Genomic DNA, 15702 nt, shown 5'->3' on the forward strand with positions numbered 1-15702 from the left:
GGAGGGCGGCCGGGTCGGGTCACGCCTCCCCGGGGTAGCGCACCCCGATCTGCTCCCGGAGGGTGTCCAGGGTGCGCATGACCGCCAGGGTGCCGGTCAGCGGGACGAGCGGGGACTCCTTCTCGCCGGCCCGCAGGGCCCGCATGACCTCACGGGCCTCGTGGCGCAGGGTGTTGCGCGGGCCGTCGGCCGGGTCCATCGCGAACTCCTCCGGGTCGCGGCCGTCGCGGTGCAGGACGAAGCGCTCGGGGTGGAAGAAGCCGTCCGGGATGTCGATCCGGCCGTGCGAACCGGTGATCGAGGCGCCATTGCCGGTGCCGCCGACGATGGAGCAGTGCACCAGGGCGAGAGCGCCGCTCTCCCAAGAGAGCAGCGCACCCGTCTGGAGATCGACGCCCTCCTCCGAGAGCACCGCTCGCGCCGACATCCCGTCCGGTTCCCCGAGCAGCAGATGCGCGAACGACACCGGGTACACGCCCAGGTCGAGGAGCGCGCCCCCGCCCAGCGCCGGGTCCCGCAGCCGGTGCGCCGGCGGGAACGGCCCCTCCAGGCCGAAGTCCGCCTGCACGGTCCGCACCTCGCCGATCGCCCCGTCCCGGACCAGCGCCGTCAGCCGCCGCACCAGCGGGTTGCAGTACGTCCACATCGCCTCCATCAGGAAGCGGTCGTGCTCCTTCGCCAGCGCGACGAGTTCCTCGGCCTCCCGGCTGTTGACCGTGAACGCCTTCTCGCACAGCACGTTGCGCCCCGCCCGCAGGCACAGCCCGGCGGCCGCCCGGTGCGCCGCGTGCGGAGTGGCGACGTACACGACGTCGACGTCTTCGTCCCGGGCCAGCGACTCCCAGTCGCCGTAGGCCCGCTCGATCCCGAACCGCTCCGCGAAGGCCCGCGCCGACTCCGGCGACCGCGAGGCGACCGCCGTGATCTCCGCGTCGGGCAGGTCCACCAGGTCCGCCGCGAAGGCCGCCGCGATCCCTCCCGTCGCCAGGATCCCCCACCGCACACTCTGCTCAGCCATCCCGGCAGCCCCACCCTCGCTCATGTGTTTCCAGGCAGTCTGTACGAGCTGAGAGCATATGCGGGGGCCGACCGGGTCCAGCAAGAGCGGACCCGTACCGCGAGACCTACGCAGTGGGGGGAACATGCCCGAGCAGCCGGCGCCGACCACACCAGGCGCCCAGGACACCGCCGTACCCCGAGGCACCGCGGCCGCGCCGCCCGCCACCCGCCGCGCCGGACTCCTCCTCGTCCTGGTCCTCGGCGGGCTCACCGCGACGCCCCCGCTGGCGATGGACATGTACCTCCCCTCGCTGCCCGAGGTCACCCGCTCCCTGCACGCCCCCGCCGCCACCGTCCAGCTCACCCTCACCGCCTGCCTCGCCGGCATGGCCCTGGGGCAGCTCGCCGTCGGCCCGATGAGCGACCGCTGGGGACGCCGCCGCCCGCTGCTGGCAGGGCTCGCCGTCTACCTCGTCGCCACCGCCCTGTGCGCCGTCGCCCCCGACGTCGAGACCCTCGTCGCCCTCCGGCTCGCACAGGGCCTCGCGGGCGCCGCGGGCATCGTCATCGCCCGGGCCGTCGTACGCGACCTGTACGACGGGGACGCCATGGCCCGCTTCTTCTCCACCCTGATGCTGGTCTCGGGGGCGGCACCGATCGTGGCCCCCCTGATCGGCGGGCAGATCCTGCGGGTGACGGACTGGCGGGGCGTCTTCGTCGTCCTCACCGTCGTCGGAGCGGCGCTCGCCGCGCTGGTCTGGGTCAGGCTCCCCGAGACCCTGCCGCCCGCCGACCGGCACGCCGGGGGAGCGGCCGGGGCCGTACGCGCGATGCGCGGCCTCCTCGCCGACCTCCCCTTCACCGGTTACATGCTCGCGGGCGGCTTCGCCTTCGCCGCCCTCTTCGCATACATAAGTGCCTCGCCCTTCGTCATCCAGGAGATCTACGGCGCCTCCCCGCAGACCTTCAGCCTGCTCTTCGGCCTCAACTCCGTCGGGCTGGTGATCGCCGGGCAGGTCAACGGCAAGCTGCTGGTCGGCCGGGTCCGCCTGGACAAGGTGCTCGGCGTGGGCCTGGTGGTCACCGTCCTCGCCGCCACCGCCCTGCTGCTGATGTCCACCGGCGCCCTCGGCCCGGTCGGACTCGCCCCCGTCGCCGCCGCCCTCTTCGTCCTGATGTCCGCGATGGGCGTCACCCTCCCCAACGCCCAGTCCCTCGCCCTGCTGCGCACCCGGCACGCCGCCGGTTCCGCGTCCGCGTTGCTCGGCACCACGTCGTTCCTGGTCGGCGCGGTCGCCTCGCCGCTGGTCGGGATCGCCGGGGAGAGAACCGCCGTGCCCATGGCGGTCGTCCAACTGGCGGGGGCACTGGTGGCACTGGCCTGCTTCATGGGAATGTGCCGTCCCTGGGATGCGCGGGCGAACACCCGTGCGGGAACGGAGAATGGGGGTGTCCCCGTTCGGGCGGAGCCGAGAAAGGCGGAAGAGCGCTGAGCGTGCCGAGACTGCGCGTCGAGACACCGGAACGGGCCGGGCTCGACCCAGCGGAACTCAGACACCTCGTCCGCGAGGTGTGCGACCTGACCACCGGGGAGCGGCCCTGGGCGGCGGGGGCCGTCGTGGTCGCCGGACGCGGCCCCGTGATCGCCGTGCAGCAGGCCGCGGGCTGGGCCGTGCGCTGGTCCGGGTACGACCCCGAGACCGACACGGGTGTCGAACTGCCGCCCGCCGACCGGGTCCCGATGACCGTCGACACCCCCTTCGACGTGGCCTCCCTCACCAAACTCTGCACCGCGGTCGCCGCCGTGCAGCAGCTGGAACGCGGCACCCTCGGCATCGACGCCCGTGTCGGCGCCTACCTCCCCGACTTCCACGCGGCCGCCGCCCACGGCATCACCGTCCGCCAGCTCCTCACCCACACCTCCGGCCTGCGCCCCGAACTCCCGCTGTACGACTGCCCGGACGACACCGCCCGCCTCGACCTGCTGCGCGCCGAGGCACCCAGCTCCCCACCCGGCGTCCACCGCTACTCCGACCTGAACATGCTGCTGCTCCAGCACGTCCTGGAGCGCATCACCGGCCGCACCCTCGACGTCCTCGTGCGCGACGGCATCACCCGGCCGCTGGGGATGACCGCCACCGACTTCGGGCCCTGCCCCGGCGCGGCGGCCACCGAGGACCAGCGGCGGCCGTGGGCCAAGGCGGACCGGGGGATGCTGCGCGGTGTCGTGCACGACGAGAACGCCTGGGCGCTGGGCGGGGTGGCCGGGCACGCGGGTCTGTTCGCCACCGCGCGCGACCTGGCGGTCCTCTGCCGCGCCCTGCTCGCGGGCGGCGCCTACGGACCGGCCCGCATCCTCGGCCCCGACTTCGTGGACCTGCTGCTGAGCCCGCCGGGACTGGGGTTCGTCGTCGACCAGCCGTGGTTCATGGGCGAACTTGCGGGGCGGGGCGCGGCCGGGCACACCGGGTTCACGGGGACGAGCCTCGTCCTCGACCGGGCCACGGACAGCTTCCTGGTCCTGCTGGCCAACACCGTGCACCCGGTGCGGCGGCCCGCGGACAGCGCGCCCCGGGCCGCCGCGGCGACCCGCCTCGCCCGGGCTGTCCATACAATCGCCGGGTGAACCACCCCGCAGCCCAGGACCCCGCAGCGAACGACCCCGCAGCGAACGACCCCGCGGCGAACGACCTCGCGGCCCCGGCCGACCGGCTTCGTGCCACCCTCGGTCACCTCCTCGACGGACTCCCGCCCCGGCAGGCCGCAGGTGCGGTCGACCGGCTGATCGCCAACTACCGCGGCGCCACCCCGACCGACGCACCGATCCTGCGGGACCGGGCCGACGTGGTGGCCTACGCGGCGTACCGGATGCCGGCGACCTTCGAGGCGGTACGGTCGGCGCTGGCCGAGTTCGCCGAGGCGCTGCCGGAGGGCTGGGCGCCGGACAGCCACGTGGACGTCGGCGGCGGGACGGGCGCGGCCACCTGGGCGGTGACCGACACCTGGGCCGGGGTACGGCCGGTGACGGTCCTCGACTGGGCCGAGCCCGCGCTGGCCCTCGGCAGGGAGATCGCCGCGGCGAACCCGGCGCTGCGCCAGGCGTCGTGGCGCCGCTCCCGGATCGGAGCAGCGCTCACCATCGAGAGCACCGATCTGGTCACGGTGTCGTACGTCCTGAACGAACTCGACGAGGCCGACCGGGCCGCCCTCGTCACCGCCGCCGCGTCCGCCGCGCGGTCCGTGGTGATCGTCGAGGCCGGCACCCCGGCCGGCTACGCCCGGATCATCGAGGCCCGGGACCGCCTGGTCGCGGCCGGTTTCCGGATCGCCGCGCCCTGCCCGCACAGCGCCGCCTGCCCGATCGTGCCCGGCACGGACTGGTGCCACTTCTCGGCCCGGGTCAGCCGCTCCTCCCTGCACCGCCAGGTCAAGGGCGGCTCACTGCCCTACGAGGACGAGAAGTTCAGCTATGTCGCCGCCACCCGCCTGCCGGCCGCCCCCGCCCCGGCCCGGGTGGTGCGGCGGCCCCAGATCCGCAAGGGCCAGGTCCTCCTCGACCTGTGCGAGCCCGACGAGCAACTGCGCCGGACGACGGTCACCAAACGCCACGGCGACCTGTACCGGGCGGCACGGGACGCGGACTGGGGGGACCCGTGGCCGCCGAGGGGCGGGAAGGAGTAACGGGCGTGACGGGCGTGACGGGGGTGACGGGGGTGGGCGTGAGCCCCTCTAACGGCAGTGAGTCGGTGTTCGGGCCGCGAAGCCTTCTCACCCCCGCGAGGCCTGCCGCGGGCGCGAGACCCTGTAACCCCCGCAAACCCCCCTCACCACCGCAATACGCTCCCGCCCCCCGTGCCCCCCTTCACGCCCAGATGGGACCATAAGGCATGGTGTCGGGACCACAGCGAGGCGAGGGCGATAGATGAGCGCGACGTTCGGCGGCCGGGGCGGCCGGGGCGGTCGGCAGGGCAAACTCTCCCAGTGGCTGCTCGGACGCCGCCCGAAGGGGACAGCCGCCGCCGACGACACCCGTGAGGACCTGCTGCTCGCCGCCGCCGCGGCCGGCCTCCCGCTGGCCCCCGCCGCCCACCCCGCCCCCGGCTACGGCTGCTCCTGCGACCGCGTGGGCTGTCCGACCCCCGCCCGGCACCCGGTGTCGTTCGCCTGGCAGACGCAGTCCACCACCGACCGCGCCCAGATCGAACGCTGGGCCCGGCACCAGCCGCAGGCCAACTTCATCACCGCGACCGGTATGACCCACGACGTCCTGGACGTCCCGCTGGAGGCCGGCCGGCAGGCGCTGGAGCGGCTGCTCGCGAGCGGTGTGGAGGTCGGCCCGGTCGCCGAGAGCGACGACGGCCGCATGCTGTTCTTCACCCTCACCCGCGGCACCCCCGAGGACGAGGACGAGTGGTGGCCGTGCGAGCTGGACTGTCACCCCGAGACCATGGACGAGCACCCCGGTCTGCGCTGGCACTGCCGGGGGTCGTACGTCCTGGTGCCGCCCGCCCGGCTGCCCGGCGACGACGACCGGCGCGTGCACTGGGTACGCGGCCCCGAGCACGCGCTGCCCGACCCGCTGAGCCTGCTGGAGACCCTCACCGACGCCTGCGCCCGGCACGCCGGAGAGGAGCCCGGCCAGGCGTCCGCCGCCTGGCCGCTGCGACGCTGACCGCCCCTCGCGAGGGCCCTCCGCGCGAAGCCCCGCGAAGCCCCGCAGAGGTGAGGACCCGCGGAGGTCAGGACCCCTGTGCGGACGTCAGCCCCTGGATGCGCCCGAGGACCGACACCTTCCCGGTGCCCGCCGGGTCCAGGGCGACCTGGTTGGAGACGAACTGCATCGTCAGCGACTGCTTGATCTCCCCCTTGGTGAGGGCCTTGACGTCCTGGTTCTGGGCCGGCACCGAGGTGCCGGCGGCGGCGGTCTGCTTGGCGTAGTAGCGGGTGGTGAAGAACACCAGCGCCCCGCCGTCGGCGGTGCGCAGCGCGAGCGGGGCGTAGTCGCCGGCGGTGAGCGGCTCGTCGATGTACTGGGTGGCGAGCCCCGGCTTGGTCGACTTCCGGCGGTCCGTCCGCCAGCCGCTGGTGTGCGCGCCGGCCGCGAAGACCCCACCGCCGCTCTTCAAGTACGTGACGTAGTCCTGGGCCAGATCGCCCGGCGGGACGGCGAGTTCGCTGCTGTTCGCCGGTACGGCCTCGGCCCAGCCGTCCTTGTCGGTCCGGAACTTCGGCACGTCGCCCGGGGCGACCAGCGTCAGATACGCCACCTGGAACGGTTCGGAGAGGCTGTCCCGGGTGAAGACCAGCAGCCAGCGGTCGTCGCCGCCCTTGTTGCCGTGCGCGTCGGCGACGAACCAGCGCGGCCAGCCCGCCTTCTTCGGGATGGTGTAGGTGACGTCGTCGAACTCCAGCGCGGAGTGGCCGGAGTTGCCGCCTGGGCTGTTGACGTGCCCGGCCTTCAGACGCGCGGAGTCGATGTCGGCGAGGGCGCCGGTCGTGCGGTCCGCGTCCAGGGAACCGTCGTACGCCTTGTCGGCCTTGTTGTACGCGTCCGTGAACTGCCGCAGCGCCTTCGCCGCCTCGGCGCGGGTGGTGGTGGGGAGCACCTCGCGCTCCCCGTGCACCACCACGCAGCCGCTCGCCGTCAGTGACAAGGCGGTCAGCGAGACCGCCAGGAGCGCCTTCCGGTCACGCGCGCGGAGCCGTCGAGGGCCGCGACCCCTGGTCGTCAGGTGCGTCATGAGGTGCCTTCACCTTCCCCTTCCCGGAGGCGAACCCTACCGGGGCGAAGAAGAGGACGAGCGTGGGGACCAGGTACAGCAGCCACACCGTGACCTGGAGCACGGTCGGGTCCGGCTGGAAGTTGAACACGCCCTTGAGCAGCGTCCCGTACCAGCTGTCCGGCGGGATCGTGCCGCTGATGTCGAAGGCCTGGTTCGTCAGCCCCGGAATCCAGTCGGCCTCCTGGAGGTCGTGGAAGCCGTACGCCAGCACGCCCGCCGCGACCACGACCAGCATGCCGCCGGTCCAGGTGAAGAACCTGGCCAGGTTGATCTTCAGGGCGCCCCGGTAGAAGAGCCAGCCGAGGAACACGGCGGTGGCCAGGCCGAGCGCCACGCCGATCAGCGGGCGCGGGGTGCCGTCGCTGGCCGCGTGCACGGACGCCCACACGAACAGCGCGGTCTCCAGGCCCTCCCGGCCCACGGCGAGGAACGCGGTGGCGACCAGGGCGCCGGTGCCCATCGCGAGGGCCGCGTCGAGCTTGCCGTGCAGCTCCGACTTCAGGTGCCGGGCGGTGCGCCGCATCCAGAACACCATCCACGTCACCAGGCCGACCGCGATGACGGACAGCGACCCGCCGAGCGCCTCCTGCGCCTCGAACGTGAGCTCCTGGGAGCCGAATTCGAGCGCGCACCCGAAGCCCATGGCGATGAGCACGGCCACGCCGATACCGATCCAGATCGGCTTCAGGGCGTCCGTCCGCCCGGTCTTGACCAGGTAGGCGATGAGGATGCAGACGACGAGCGAGGCCTCAAGGCCCTCCCGCAGACCGATCAGGTAGTTGGAGAACACGGATCACGCCCCCTTGGCGGAATCGGAAGACACGGAAGACCTGGCGGACCCGGAAACCCCGGAAGACCCGGCGAACAGCGTCCGGCCCCACCAGTCGTGCTCGTCCCGGACGCCGGGCGGAACCGCGAAGACCGCCGAACCCACGTGCTGGATGTACTCGTTGAGCGCGTCGGAGGCGGACAGCTTGCGCTGCAGCGGGATGAACCCCTTGCGCACGTCACGCATGTAGGCGAGGAAGAACAGCCCGGCGTCCAGCCGCCCGAGCCCGTCGGTGCCGTCGGTGAACGAGTAGCCCCGGCGCAGGATGGTGATCCCGCCGTTGGAGTCGGGGTGCGCGAGGCGCACGTGGGCGTCGGGCTTCATCGCCTTCAGGAACGGCTCGTCGTGCTCCTTGGCCTTGCCGACCGGCGCGCCTTCGCCCTTGTCCCGCCCGAACACGTCCTCCTGCTCCTGGAGCGAAGCGCGGTCCCAGGTCTCGATGTTCATGCGGATGCGCCGGGCGACCAGGTACGACCCGCCGGTCATCCAGGCCGGGCCGTCCCCCTCCGCCGCCCAGACGAACTTGTCCAGCCGGTCGGTCTCGGTGCCCGCGATGTTGCGGGTGCCGTCCTTGAACCCCATGAGGTTGCGCGGGGTCTGCGCGTCCGGGGTGGTCGACGACGTCTTCCCGAAGCCGAGTTGGGACCAGCGGACGGCGACCTTGCCGAAGCCGATCCGGGCGAGGTTGCGGATGGCGTGCACGGCGACCTGCGGATCGTCGGCGCAGGCCTGGATGCACAGGTCGCCACCGGTCCGGGCCCTGTCGAGGTTGTCCCCGGGGAACTTCGGCAGGTCGACGAGGGCGGCCGGGCGCTGCCCGGCGAGCCCGAACTTCTCGAACAGGGAAGGGCCGAAGCCGATCGTCAGCGTCAGCCGGGACGGCTGGAGCCCGAGCGCCTCACCGGTGTCGTCCGGCGGCGCCTCGGCGAGCCCGCCGTACGCCCCCTCGCCGACCGCCTTCCCGGCGGTCATCCGGCGGGCCGCCGCGGTCCAGTCCTTCAGCAGCTGGACGAACGCGTCCCGGTCGTCGGTCTTCACGTCGAACGCGGCGAAGTGCAGCCGGTCCTGGACGGGCGTGGCGATGCCGGCCTGGTGGGCGCCGTGGAACCGCACCGCGCCCCCGCTCCCGGCGGCGCCCGCCGGGGCCGTGTCCTGGCCGGCCTCGGCCATCGTCACCGCGCCCCCGGCCACCGCCGCGCCGAGCGCGAGCCCGGCACCGCCCCAGCCGATGAGCGCCCGTCGTGAGGGGTTCGTCTTCTCGGTCGTCATGTCCGGCCCCTTACTTGACGACGGCCGCGGCGAGCTTGGACAGCGGCTCGGCGAGGGCGTTGACCGCGTCGGACAGCTCCTTGCGCTGGTCCTTGGTGACCTTGTCGTAGGAGACGAAGTCGTAGGACGTCCTGTCGGACCGGTACCTGTCGAGCAGCGTGTCCAGGGCGGCGAACTGCCGGTCGAGTTCGGCGGTCAGCGCCCGGTCGTTCTTCGCGGCGACCGGCTTGAGCAGCTCGTACGCCTTCTGGGCGCCCTCGACGTTGGCCTTGAAGTCGACCAGGTCGGTGTGGGAGTAGCGGTCCTCCTCGCCGGTGACCTTGCCGGTGGCGACCTCGTCGAGGAGCTCCTTGGCGCCGTTGGCCATGGAGGTCGGGGTGATCTCGGCCTTGCCGACCCGCTTCTGCCAGTCCGTCAGGTCGGCGACGAGCTGGTCGGCGAGCGCCGCCTCGGTGGCGCCGCTCTTCTTGTCGGCCCACAGGGACTTCTCGAGCCGGTGCCAGCCGGTCCACTTCTGGCCCTCTTCCAGGCCGTCGGCGCGGGTGTCGGTCTTCGGGTCGATGTCACCGAAGGACTCGGCGATCGGCTCGGTGCGCTCCCAGCCGAGCCGCGAGGGGGAGTACGCCTTCCGGGCGGCCTCCAGGTCCCCGGCCTTGACGGCGTCGGCGAAGGTCCGCGCGAGCGGCACGGTGGCGTCGGCCTGCTCCTGGGCGTACGCGCGGTAGTCGGCGACGGCCTTGTCGAGCGCCGGGTCGCGCTCGGCGACCGTGCCGGAGCCGGTGACGGTGAGCTTCTGCCGGATGCCGTGCCCCTTCATCCCGGGCCGGCAGGCTATCTCGTACGACCCGGCCTTCACCTCGGCGGTCAGCGTGTACTTGGTTCCCGGCCCGATGTTCTCCTTCTCGGAGACGATCCGGTCGTCGGGGAAGAGGATCTCGACCTCGGTGGCCTTGGAGCCCTTGTTCTCGATGGCGAGGGCGACGTGGCCGGCGGGCACCGACGTCGCCGAGGTCTCGCAGGTGGAGTCGGCGGCGGTCACCCGGATCGCGTCACTGCCCTTGGCGTCGCTCTTCGCCGTGCAGGCCGCAAGGGCGGTCAGAGCCGCCGCGGTGGCGGCGGCGGTGACGGTGAGTCGGACGGCACGCATGCAGGCTCCCGGCGAGACGGTGTGGTGAGGCTGCCCTAACTTACCTGAGGCTTACCTCACTCATACCCATGCGGGGTGTGATTCGCCAGACACAGGAAAATCACAGGCACGGCTTGATCTCGGCGGCCCCAAAGAGACGTCAAGCAATGGTAAAGGGGAGGTCAAGCGACTCCGGATGCTTCAATTCCGGAGTGACTGACTACGACGTGCTGCGTGTCTTCTGCGCGGCGAACGGCGGATACGGCAACGAACTCGGCGTCGTCCGCGACGGCTCGGCACTGCCCGAGCGCGAGGAGCGGCAGGCGCTGGCCGGGAAACTCGGGTTCAGCGAGACCGTGTTCGTGGACGACCCGGAGCGCGGGGTCGTCGACATCTACACCCCCACCCTGCGCCTGCCCTTCGCCGGGCACCCGTGCGTCGGCACGGCCTGGCTGCTGGACGTACCCGAACTGGTCACCCCCGCCGGGGTGGTCGGTGCCCGGCTGGACGGGGAGTTCAGCTGGATCGAGGCGCTCCCGGAGTGGGTCCCGCCGCGCACCCTGCGCCAGTACGCCACGGCCGCCGAGGTGGACGCGCTGCCGGTGCCGCCGCCGGGGGAGTGGGTCTACGCCTGGGCCTGGGAGGACGAGTCGGCCGGCCGGGTCCGCGCCCGCGGCTTCCCCGGCCGCGACGACGGGATCCAGGAGGACGAGGCGACCGGGGCCGCGGCACTGCTGCTCACCGACCGGCTGGGCCGCGCCCTGAACATCACCCAGGGCAAGGGCTCGCAGATCCTCACGGCACCGCAGCCGTACGGCTGGGTCGAGATCGGCGGGCGGGTCCTCCTGGAGGGCCCGGAGAAGCAGCCGGGGGCTCAGCCGGCGGTCGGCTTCCCGCCCCGGCCGCGCCGCGCGTAGTACCAGGCCATGTTGGACGACACACCCGTCAGCAGCACCCAGACCACGCCGACCGGCCAGCTGCCCTGGACGAAGGAGACGACGGCGGCGACGACGGCGAGGGCGCAGACGGCCAGGGCGTAAAGGGCGAGGCGGGGCATGGGGTCGCTTTCCTGACGGGCGCGGGATCGGGCGCGGGGACACTGCTGGCGTCCACCAGTGTCCCCCATCCGCTCACACGTCCGTGACGCGGAGCCCGGCGTGTGCCTTGTAGCGGCGGTTGACCGAGATCAGGTTCGCGACCAGCGACTCCACCTGGTGGGCGTTGCGCAGCCGCCCCGCGAAGACGCCCCGCATCCCGGCGATCCGCCCGGCCAGCGCCTGCACGGTCTCCACGTCGGCGCGCGCCTCGCCCAGCACCATCACATCGGTGTCGATCTCCTCGATCTCCGGGTCCTGGAGCAGCACGGCCGACAGGTGGTGGAAGGCCGCCGTGACCCGCGAGTCGGGCAGCAGCGCCGCCGCCTGCTCGGCCGCGCTGCCCTCCTCCGGCTTGAGCGCGTACGCGCCCTTCTTGTCGAAGCCGAGCGGGTTGACGCAGTCCACGACCAGCTTCCCGGCCAGTTCCCCGCGCAGCGACTCCAGCGTCTTGCCGTGCCCGTCCCACGGCACGGCGACGATCACGATGTCGCTGCGGCGCGCGCACTCGGCGTTGTCGGCGCCCTCGACGCCGTGCCCGAGCTCCTCGGCGGCGGCCCGCGCGCGCTCCGCGGCCCGGGAACCGATGATCACCTTCTGGCCGGCCCGGGCCAGCCGGTAGGCGAGGCCCTTGCCCTGCGGCCCGGTGCCGCCGAGCACACCCACGACCAGGCCGGAGACGTCGGGCAGGTCCCAGGGGTCCTTGGCGGGGGCCGGCTGCTGTGCACTGTCGGTAGAGGTCATGGGGCCGACTCTACGTCCGTGCGGGCGGCCGTACCCGGCCAGGTGAGCCGGTTCACCGGCACCCGGCGGAACGTGATCGTCGTGTACGCGCTGAAGTCACCGGTCTCGTAGAGCAGTCCGACGGCGTCCGGGTCGACGCGGGCCAGATCGGAGTAGGCCGCGGGCAGCCCGTCCACGGTGTACGCGGACCGCCAGGTGGTGCCGCCGTCGGCGGAGGCGCGGATCGTCATCAGGGCGCGGGCGGCCGGATCGGCGGGCCCGGAGTACAGCAGCAGGTCCGGGTCGCGGAGTTGGAGCACACTGGCCTCGCAGACGGGGGCGGTGAGTCCGGCCTGCGGCCGGAACGGCCGGACCAGGGTCCGCCCGCCGTCCTCCGAGTGCGCGTCGGCGCGGTTCCCGGGCGCCGGCGAGTCGTTGCGGGTGTTGAAGTAGACGCGCCCGTCGGGGAGTTCGGCGGCGGTGGTCTCGTTCACGTTGATGTAGCCGTCGGTGTTCTCGTCGACGTAGCCGAGGTACCACGTCGCACCGCGGTCGTCGCTGAGCAGGCAGTGCCCGCTGTTGTACTTCGCCTCGGTCCCGTCGTCGCCGCCCGTGGGCGGGACGGTGTGGTTGGCGGGTACGACGACCCGTCCCGAGCGCAGTTGGACGGCGTGTCCGGGGGTGGTCGCGTACCACCGCCACCCCGGCTTCTTCACGGACCCGGTGATCTCGACCGGGTCGGACCACGTCACCCCGTCGTCGTCGCTGTGCTGCACCCACACCCGCCGCCCGTCCGCGTCGGACACCTGCCCGCGCAGGACGGCGTCCTCGGTGGCGGAGGCGGCGCTGCGGACGTGCACCAGCAGGATCCGGCCGGTGTCCAGGACGACTGGGGCCGGGTTGCCGGCCAGATCGCTCCCGTTGCGCGCGGCGACCTGGAGCGCTCCCCAGGTACGGCCGCCGTCGCCCGACCTCTTCAGCACGATGTCGATGTGCCCGTGGTCGGCGGCGGAGTCCGCTCTCCCCTCGCAGAAGGCGAGCACCGTACCCGCCCGGGACACCACCACCGCGGGGATCCGGAAACTGGTGTAACCCTCGGTGCCCGCGTGAAAGGGGATGCTTGCCGCTGCGTCGCTCATGGGGCGCCTCCTCCCCGGGTCGGGCGAACTCGGGGTGAACACCGCGTCACGAGTGACCGATTGCGGCAGTATGCGGGGACATGGACGCCGTACGGGTCGCGTTGCTGCGCGAAGTGCTCGCCGGGACCGAGTGGTTGCAGGCCACGCGGAGATTCGCGGGGGTGCTGCGCGGCTCGGTGGTGGCCCACGGCGGCGGCCTGCTGCTGACCGGCACCCCCGGTCACGAGCCGTGGCATCTCGCGGCACACCTGGTGGACGAGGCGGCCTGGTCCGGTACGCCGGAACTGGCGCCGACCCTGGTACGGCACGACGCGCGCCCCACCGACCCCGCGCACCTCGCGGTCGGGCCCGGCCGCATCGAGGCCGCCCGCCGCGGCGAGACGCTGCTGCTGGTGACGCGGGGGGAGAGCCAGGCCCTGCTGGAACGGGTCCACACGGCCCGCCGCGCCGGCGTCACGGTCCTGACCCTGTCCACCACCGTCGGCGACGCGCTGACCGCGATGGCGCACGAGGCCCTCGTCGTCCCCGAGGGCGCGGAACTGGACCTCGACACGGTCCAGCACCTGGTCAGCGCGGCGACCGGCGAGAACGTGCCGTCCCCACGGGGGCGCCGCTTCCGGGACCGCCTGGCGAGGCTGGCGGAAACGCTGCTGGCCCCGCCGCCGGCTCCCTGATGTCAGGCCTCGTCCGAGGAGTCACCGGCCGGCGCGTCGTGCCACCGCGGGTCGTTCTCCCACTGGAGGTTGCGTTCGCGGGCGGTCTCCATGGCGTGCTCCGCCTCGGCCCTGGTGGCGTAGGGGCCGAACCGGTCCTTCGCGGGGCAGTCCGGTCCCTCCTCGACCTTCTTGTGCTCCAGGCAGTAGTACCACTCGCCCGCCTTAGCGACGGTCCGTTTCTTGAACAAGGCCATGACCGGCTCCTTTCGCCATCCACATGTTCCCGCATGTCCGCTGGTTAGACTCGCTGACATGTCTGGCCAGTCGCTGCTCGTACCAGGGGAGCTCTCTCCCACCCGTTCGGTACCCGGAAACATCCGCCGACCCGAGTACGTCGGCAAACCCGCGCCGACCCCGTACACCGGGTCCGAGGTACAGACCCCGGAGACCATCGAGGCGATGCGGATCGCCGGTCGTATCGCCGCGCAGGCGATGGAGGAGGCCGCGAAGATCATCGCTCCGGGGGTGACCACCGACGAACTGGACAAGGTCGCGCACGAGTACATGTGCGACCACGGGGCCTACCCCTCCACACTCGGCTACCGGGGCTTCCCCAAGTCGCTGTGCACCAGCGTCAACGAGGTGATCTGCCACGGCATCCCGGACTCGACCGTGCTCCAGGACGGCGACATCGTCAACCTGGACGTGACGGCGTACATCGGCGGGGTGCACGGCGACAACAACGCGACCTACCTGGTCGGGGACGTCGACGAGGAGAGCCGGCTGCTGGTCGAGCGCACCCGGGAGTCCCTGAACCGGGCGATCAAGGCGGTCCGGCCGGGCCGCCAGATCAACATCATCGGCCGGGTCATCGAGTCGTACGCCAAGCGCTTCGGCTACGGGGTGGTCCGCGACTTCACCGGGCACGGCATCAGCTCGTCGTTCCACTCCGGGCTGATCATCCCGCACTACGACAGCCCGCACGCGACGACCGTGATGCAGCCCGGGATGACCTTCACCATCGAGCCGATGCTGACGCTCGGGACGCACGAGTACGACATGTGGGAGGACGGCTGGACCGTCGTCACCAAGGACCGCAGGCGCACCGCGCAGTTCGAGCACACGCTGGTGGTGACCGACACCGGCGCGGACATCCTCACCCTGCCGTAGCGCCCCTCCGGCACCCCGCCCCGCACCGGGGCGGGGTGCCGGTCAGCCGGTGGCGGAGCAGTACTCGTTCGTGCCCTGCCAGAACCGGTACAGCTCCTGGCCGCAGTACTGCGAGAAGCCGTCGACGCCCAGGTGGCGCAGCAGCGCGTCGATCACGTCGAAGAACGCGCTGTTGATCGACGGCACCCACAGCAGCGCGAACACGAACAGCAGGCCGAACGGCGCGAAGGGCTCCACCTGCCGCTTCACGCCGTACGACAGCCAGGGCTCGATCACGCCGTAGCCGTCCAGGCCGGGCACCGGCAGGAAGTTCAGGATCGCGGCGGTGACCTGGAGCAGGGCGAGGAAGGCGAGGGCGTACCGGAAGTCGGGCGGCACGCCGTCCAGGGCGTCCAGCCAGAAGGGGGCGGTGCAGACGGCGGCGAACAGCACGTTCGTCAGCGGGCCGGCCGCCGAGACGAGGCTGTGCCGCCAGCGGCCGTGGATCCGGCCGCGCTCGATGAAGACCGCACCGCCGGGCAGACCGATCCCGCCCATGATCACGAACACCACCGGCAGCACGATGCTCAGCAGCGCGTGCGTGTACTTGAGCGGGTTCAGGGTCAGATAGCCCTTCGCGCCCACCGTGATGTCGCCGCTGTGCAGGGCGGTACGGGCGTGCGCGTACTCGTGCAGGCAGAGGGAGACGATCCACGCCGCCGTCACGAAGAGGAACACGGCGACGCCGGGCTGCTCGGCGAAACCGGACCAGGTGGCCCACCCGGTCACCGCGGTGACGGCCATGATCCCGACGAACACGGGACTGATCCGCCGGTCGCTGGGGCGGGTGGTGGTGGCGGTCATGGCGGGGGACTCCCGGGTCGCGTCGGTGGACGTGGCGGTGGCGGTAGCGTGCGGGGTCGACCGTACAGGTG

General features: G+C 72.6%; 17 protein-coding genes. 7 read left to right on the forward strand and 10 right to left on the reverse strand.

What is annotated here, in order from left to right; all coding sequences use genetic code 11:
• Positions 1 to 19: 19 nt before the first annotated feature.
• Entirely contained in the window at positions 20 to 1018 is a 999-nt protein-coding gene (locus ACZ3KP_RS30650) for a Gfo/Idh/MocA family protein (protein ID WP_207921610.1), read from the reverse strand.
• A 124-nt stretch (positions 1019 to 1142) separates the two neighbouring features.
• On the opposite strand from ACZ3KP_RS30650, the gene ACZ3KP_RS30655 reads away from it, so the two are divergent.
• The 4 genes from ACZ3KP_RS30655 (at position 1143) to ACZ3KP_RS30670 (ending at position 5671) form a co-directional block, all read left to right on the forward strand.
• On the forward strand, positions 1143 to 2492 hold the full coding sequence (locus ACZ3KP_RS30655; protein WP_467503322.1) for a multidrug effflux MFS transporter: 1350 nt from the start codon (positions 1143 to 1145) through the stop codon (positions 2490 to 2492).
• Positions 2493 to 2494: 2 nt separating this feature from the next.
• Positions 2495 to 3625: a serine hydrolase domain-containing protein gene (locus ACZ3KP_RS30660; RefSeq protein ID WP_467503324.1), complete on the forward strand. Its 1131-nt coding sequence runs from the start codon at positions 2495 to 2497 to the stop codon at positions 3623 to 3625.
• A complete protein-coding gene (locus tag ACZ3KP_RS30665) occupies positions 3622 to 4680 on the forward strand; it encodes a small ribosomal subunit Rsm22 family protein (protein ID WP_467503326.1) in 1059 nt (352 codons plus the stop codon). Before ACZ3KP_RS30660 ends, ACZ3KP_RS30665 begins: the two co-directional genes overlap by 4 nt.
• Before the next feature lie 241 nt (positions 4681 to 4921).
• Entirely contained in the window at positions 4922 to 5671 is a 750-nt protein-coding gene (locus ACZ3KP_RS30670; protein ID WP_467503327.1) for a bifunctional DNA primase/polymerase, read from the forward strand.
• Between the two features lie 67 nt (positions 5672 to 5738).
• On the opposite strand, the gene ACZ3KP_RS30675 is transcribed toward ACZ3KP_RS30670, so the two are convergent.
• From ACZ3KP_RS30675 to efeO, 4 genes are read right to left on the reverse strand one after another with little or no spacing between them, the layout of a single operon-like run.
• Positions 5739 to 6740, reverse strand: coding sequence for an SCO2278 family lipoprotein (locus tag ACZ3KP_RS30675; protein WP_467503329.1), 1002 nt, complete (start codon positions 6738 to 6740; stop codon positions 5739 to 5741).
• Positions 6688 to 7572 (reverse strand): iron uptake transporter permease EfeU, encoded by an 885-nt coding sequence (gene efeU, locus ACZ3KP_RS30680; protein ID WP_467503330.1) that lies wholly within the window; start codon positions 7570 to 7572, stop codon positions 6688 to 6690. The genes ACZ3KP_RS30675 and efeU overlap by 53 nt, the downstream gene beginning before the upstream one ends.
• A 3-nt stretch (positions 7573 to 7575) precedes the next feature.
• Positions 7576 to 8880 (reverse strand): iron uptake transporter deferrochelatase/peroxidase subunit, encoded by a 1305-nt coding sequence (efeB, locus tag ACZ3KP_RS30685; RefSeq protein ID WP_467503332.1) that lies wholly within the window; start codon positions 8878 to 8880, stop codon positions 7576 to 7578.
• A 10-nt stretch (positions 8881 to 8890) separates the two neighbouring features.
• A complete protein-coding gene (gene efeO, locus ACZ3KP_RS30690; protein ID WP_467503334.1) occupies positions 8891 to 10027 on the reverse strand; it encodes an iron uptake system protein EfeO in 1137 nt (378 codons plus the stop codon).
• A gap of 191 nt (positions 10028 to 10218) precedes the next feature.
• On the opposite strand from efeO, the gene ACZ3KP_RS30695 reads away from it, so the two are divergent.
• Positions 10219 to 10923 (forward strand): PhzF family phenazine biosynthesis protein, encoded by a 705-nt coding sequence (locus ACZ3KP_RS30695; protein WP_467503336.1) that lies wholly within the window; start codon positions 10219 to 10221, stop codon positions 10921 to 10923.
• Here ACZ3KP_RS30695 and ACZ3KP_RS30700 read toward each other — a convergent pair.
• The 3 genes from ACZ3KP_RS30700 to ACZ3KP_RS30710 form a co-directional block, all read right to left on the reverse strand.
• Positions 10881 to 11063 (reverse strand): hypothetical protein, encoded by a 183-nt coding sequence (locus ACZ3KP_RS30700; protein ID WP_467503337.1) that lies wholly within the window; start codon positions 11061 to 11063, stop codon positions 10881 to 10883. The genes ACZ3KP_RS30695 and ACZ3KP_RS30700 overlap by 43 nt on opposite strands.
• Positions 11064 to 11136: 73 nt before the next feature.
• Positions 11137 to 11844 carry an NADPH-dependent F420 reductase gene (npdG, locus tag ACZ3KP_RS30705; protein WP_467503339.1) on the reverse strand — a complete coding sequence of 236 codons (708 nt, stop codon included), beginning with the start codon at positions 11842 to 11844 and terminating at the stop codon, positions 11137 to 11139.
• Complete coding sequence (locus ACZ3KP_RS30710) at positions 11841 to 12962, reverse strand: sialidase family protein (protein ID WP_467503341.1); 1122 nt, start codon at positions 12960 to 12962, stop codon at positions 11841 to 11843. Before ACZ3KP_RS30710 ends, npdG begins: the two co-directional genes overlap by 4 nt.
• Before the next feature lie 80 nt (positions 12963 to 13042).
• Here ACZ3KP_RS30710 and ACZ3KP_RS30715 point away from each other — a divergent pair, with 80 nt between their 5' ends.
• Complete coding sequence (locus tag ACZ3KP_RS30715) at positions 13043 to 13636, forward strand: hypothetical protein (protein WP_467503343.1); 594 nt, start codon at positions 13043 to 13045, stop codon at positions 13634 to 13636.
• A 2-nt stretch (positions 13637 to 13638) separates the two neighbouring features.
• Here ACZ3KP_RS30715 and ACZ3KP_RS30720 read toward each other — a convergent pair whose 3' ends face one another.
• Entirely contained in the window at positions 13639 to 13872 is a 234-nt protein-coding gene (locus tag ACZ3KP_RS30720; protein ID WP_467503345.1) for a hypothetical protein, read from the reverse strand.
• Between the two features lie 58 nt (positions 13873 to 13930).
• On the opposite strand from ACZ3KP_RS30720, the gene map reads away from it, so the two are divergent.
• Entirely contained in the window at positions 13931 to 14788 is an 858-nt protein-coding gene (map, locus tag ACZ3KP_RS30725; protein WP_358970445.1) for a type I methionyl aminopeptidase, read from the forward strand.
• Positions 14789 to 14830: 42 nt separating this feature from the next.
• Here map and ACZ3KP_RS30730 read toward each other — a convergent pair whose 3' ends face one another.
• Positions 14831 to 15631: a site-2 protease family protein gene (locus ACZ3KP_RS30730; RefSeq protein ID WP_467503346.1), complete on the reverse strand. Its 801-nt coding sequence runs from the start codon at positions 15629 to 15631 to the stop codon at positions 14831 to 14833.
• Positions 15632 to 15702: the final 71 nt, after the last annotated feature.

The sequence above is a fragment of the Streptomyces sp. NPDC020958 genome, assembly GCF_055562175.1.

Coding starts and splice junctions, on each gene's coding strand:
- ACZ3KP_RS30655 (WP_467503322.1), top strand. CDS start 1,143: ATGCCCGAGCAGCCGGCGCCGACCACACCAGGCGCCCAGGACACCGCC.
- ACZ3KP_RS30720 (WP_467503345.1), bottom strand. CDS start 13,872: ATGGCCTTGTTCAAGAAACGGACCGTCGCTAAGGCGGGCGAGTGGTAC.
- map (WP_358970445.1), top strand. CDS start 13,931: ATGTCTGGCCAGTCGCTGCTCGTACCAGGGGAGCTCTCTCCCACCCGT.
- npdG (WP_467503339.1), bottom strand. CDS start 11,844: ATGACCTCTACCGACAGTGCACAGCAGCCGGCCCCCGCCAAGGACCCC.
- ACZ3KP_RS30710 (WP_467503341.1), bottom strand. CDS start 12,962: ATGAGCGACGCAGCGGCAAGCATCCCCTTTCACGCGGGCACCGAGGGT.
- efeB (WP_467503332.1), bottom strand. CDS start 8,880: ATGACGACCGAGAAGACGAACCCCTCACGACGGGCGCTCATCGGCTGG.
- ACZ3KP_RS30715 (WP_467503343.1), top strand. CDS start 13,043: ATGGACGCCGTACGGGTCGCGTTGCTGCGCGAAGTGCTCGCCGGGACC.
- efeO (WP_467503334.1), bottom strand. CDS start 10,027: ATGCGTGCCGTCCGACTCACCGTCACCGCCGCCGCCACCGCGGCGGCT.
- ACZ3KP_RS30670 (WP_467503327.1), top strand. CDS start 4,922: ATGAGCGCGACGTTCGGCGGCCGGGGCGGCCGGGGCGGTCGGCAGGGC.
- ACZ3KP_RS30730 (WP_467503346.1), bottom strand. CDS start 15,631: ATGACCGCCACCACCACCCGCCCCAGCGACCGGCGGATCAGTCCCGTG.
- ACZ3KP_RS30675 (WP_467503329.1), bottom strand. CDS start 6,740: ATGACGCACCTGACGACCAGGGGTCGCGGCCCTCGACGGCTCCGCGCG.
- ACZ3KP_RS30700 (WP_467503337.1), bottom strand. CDS start 11,063: ATGCCCCGCCTCGCCCTTTACGCCCTGGCCGTCTGCGCCCTCGCCGTC.
- ACZ3KP_RS30650 (WP_207921610.1), bottom strand. CDS start 1,018: ATGGCTGAGCAGAGTGTGCGGTGGGGGATCCTGGCGACGGGAGGGATC.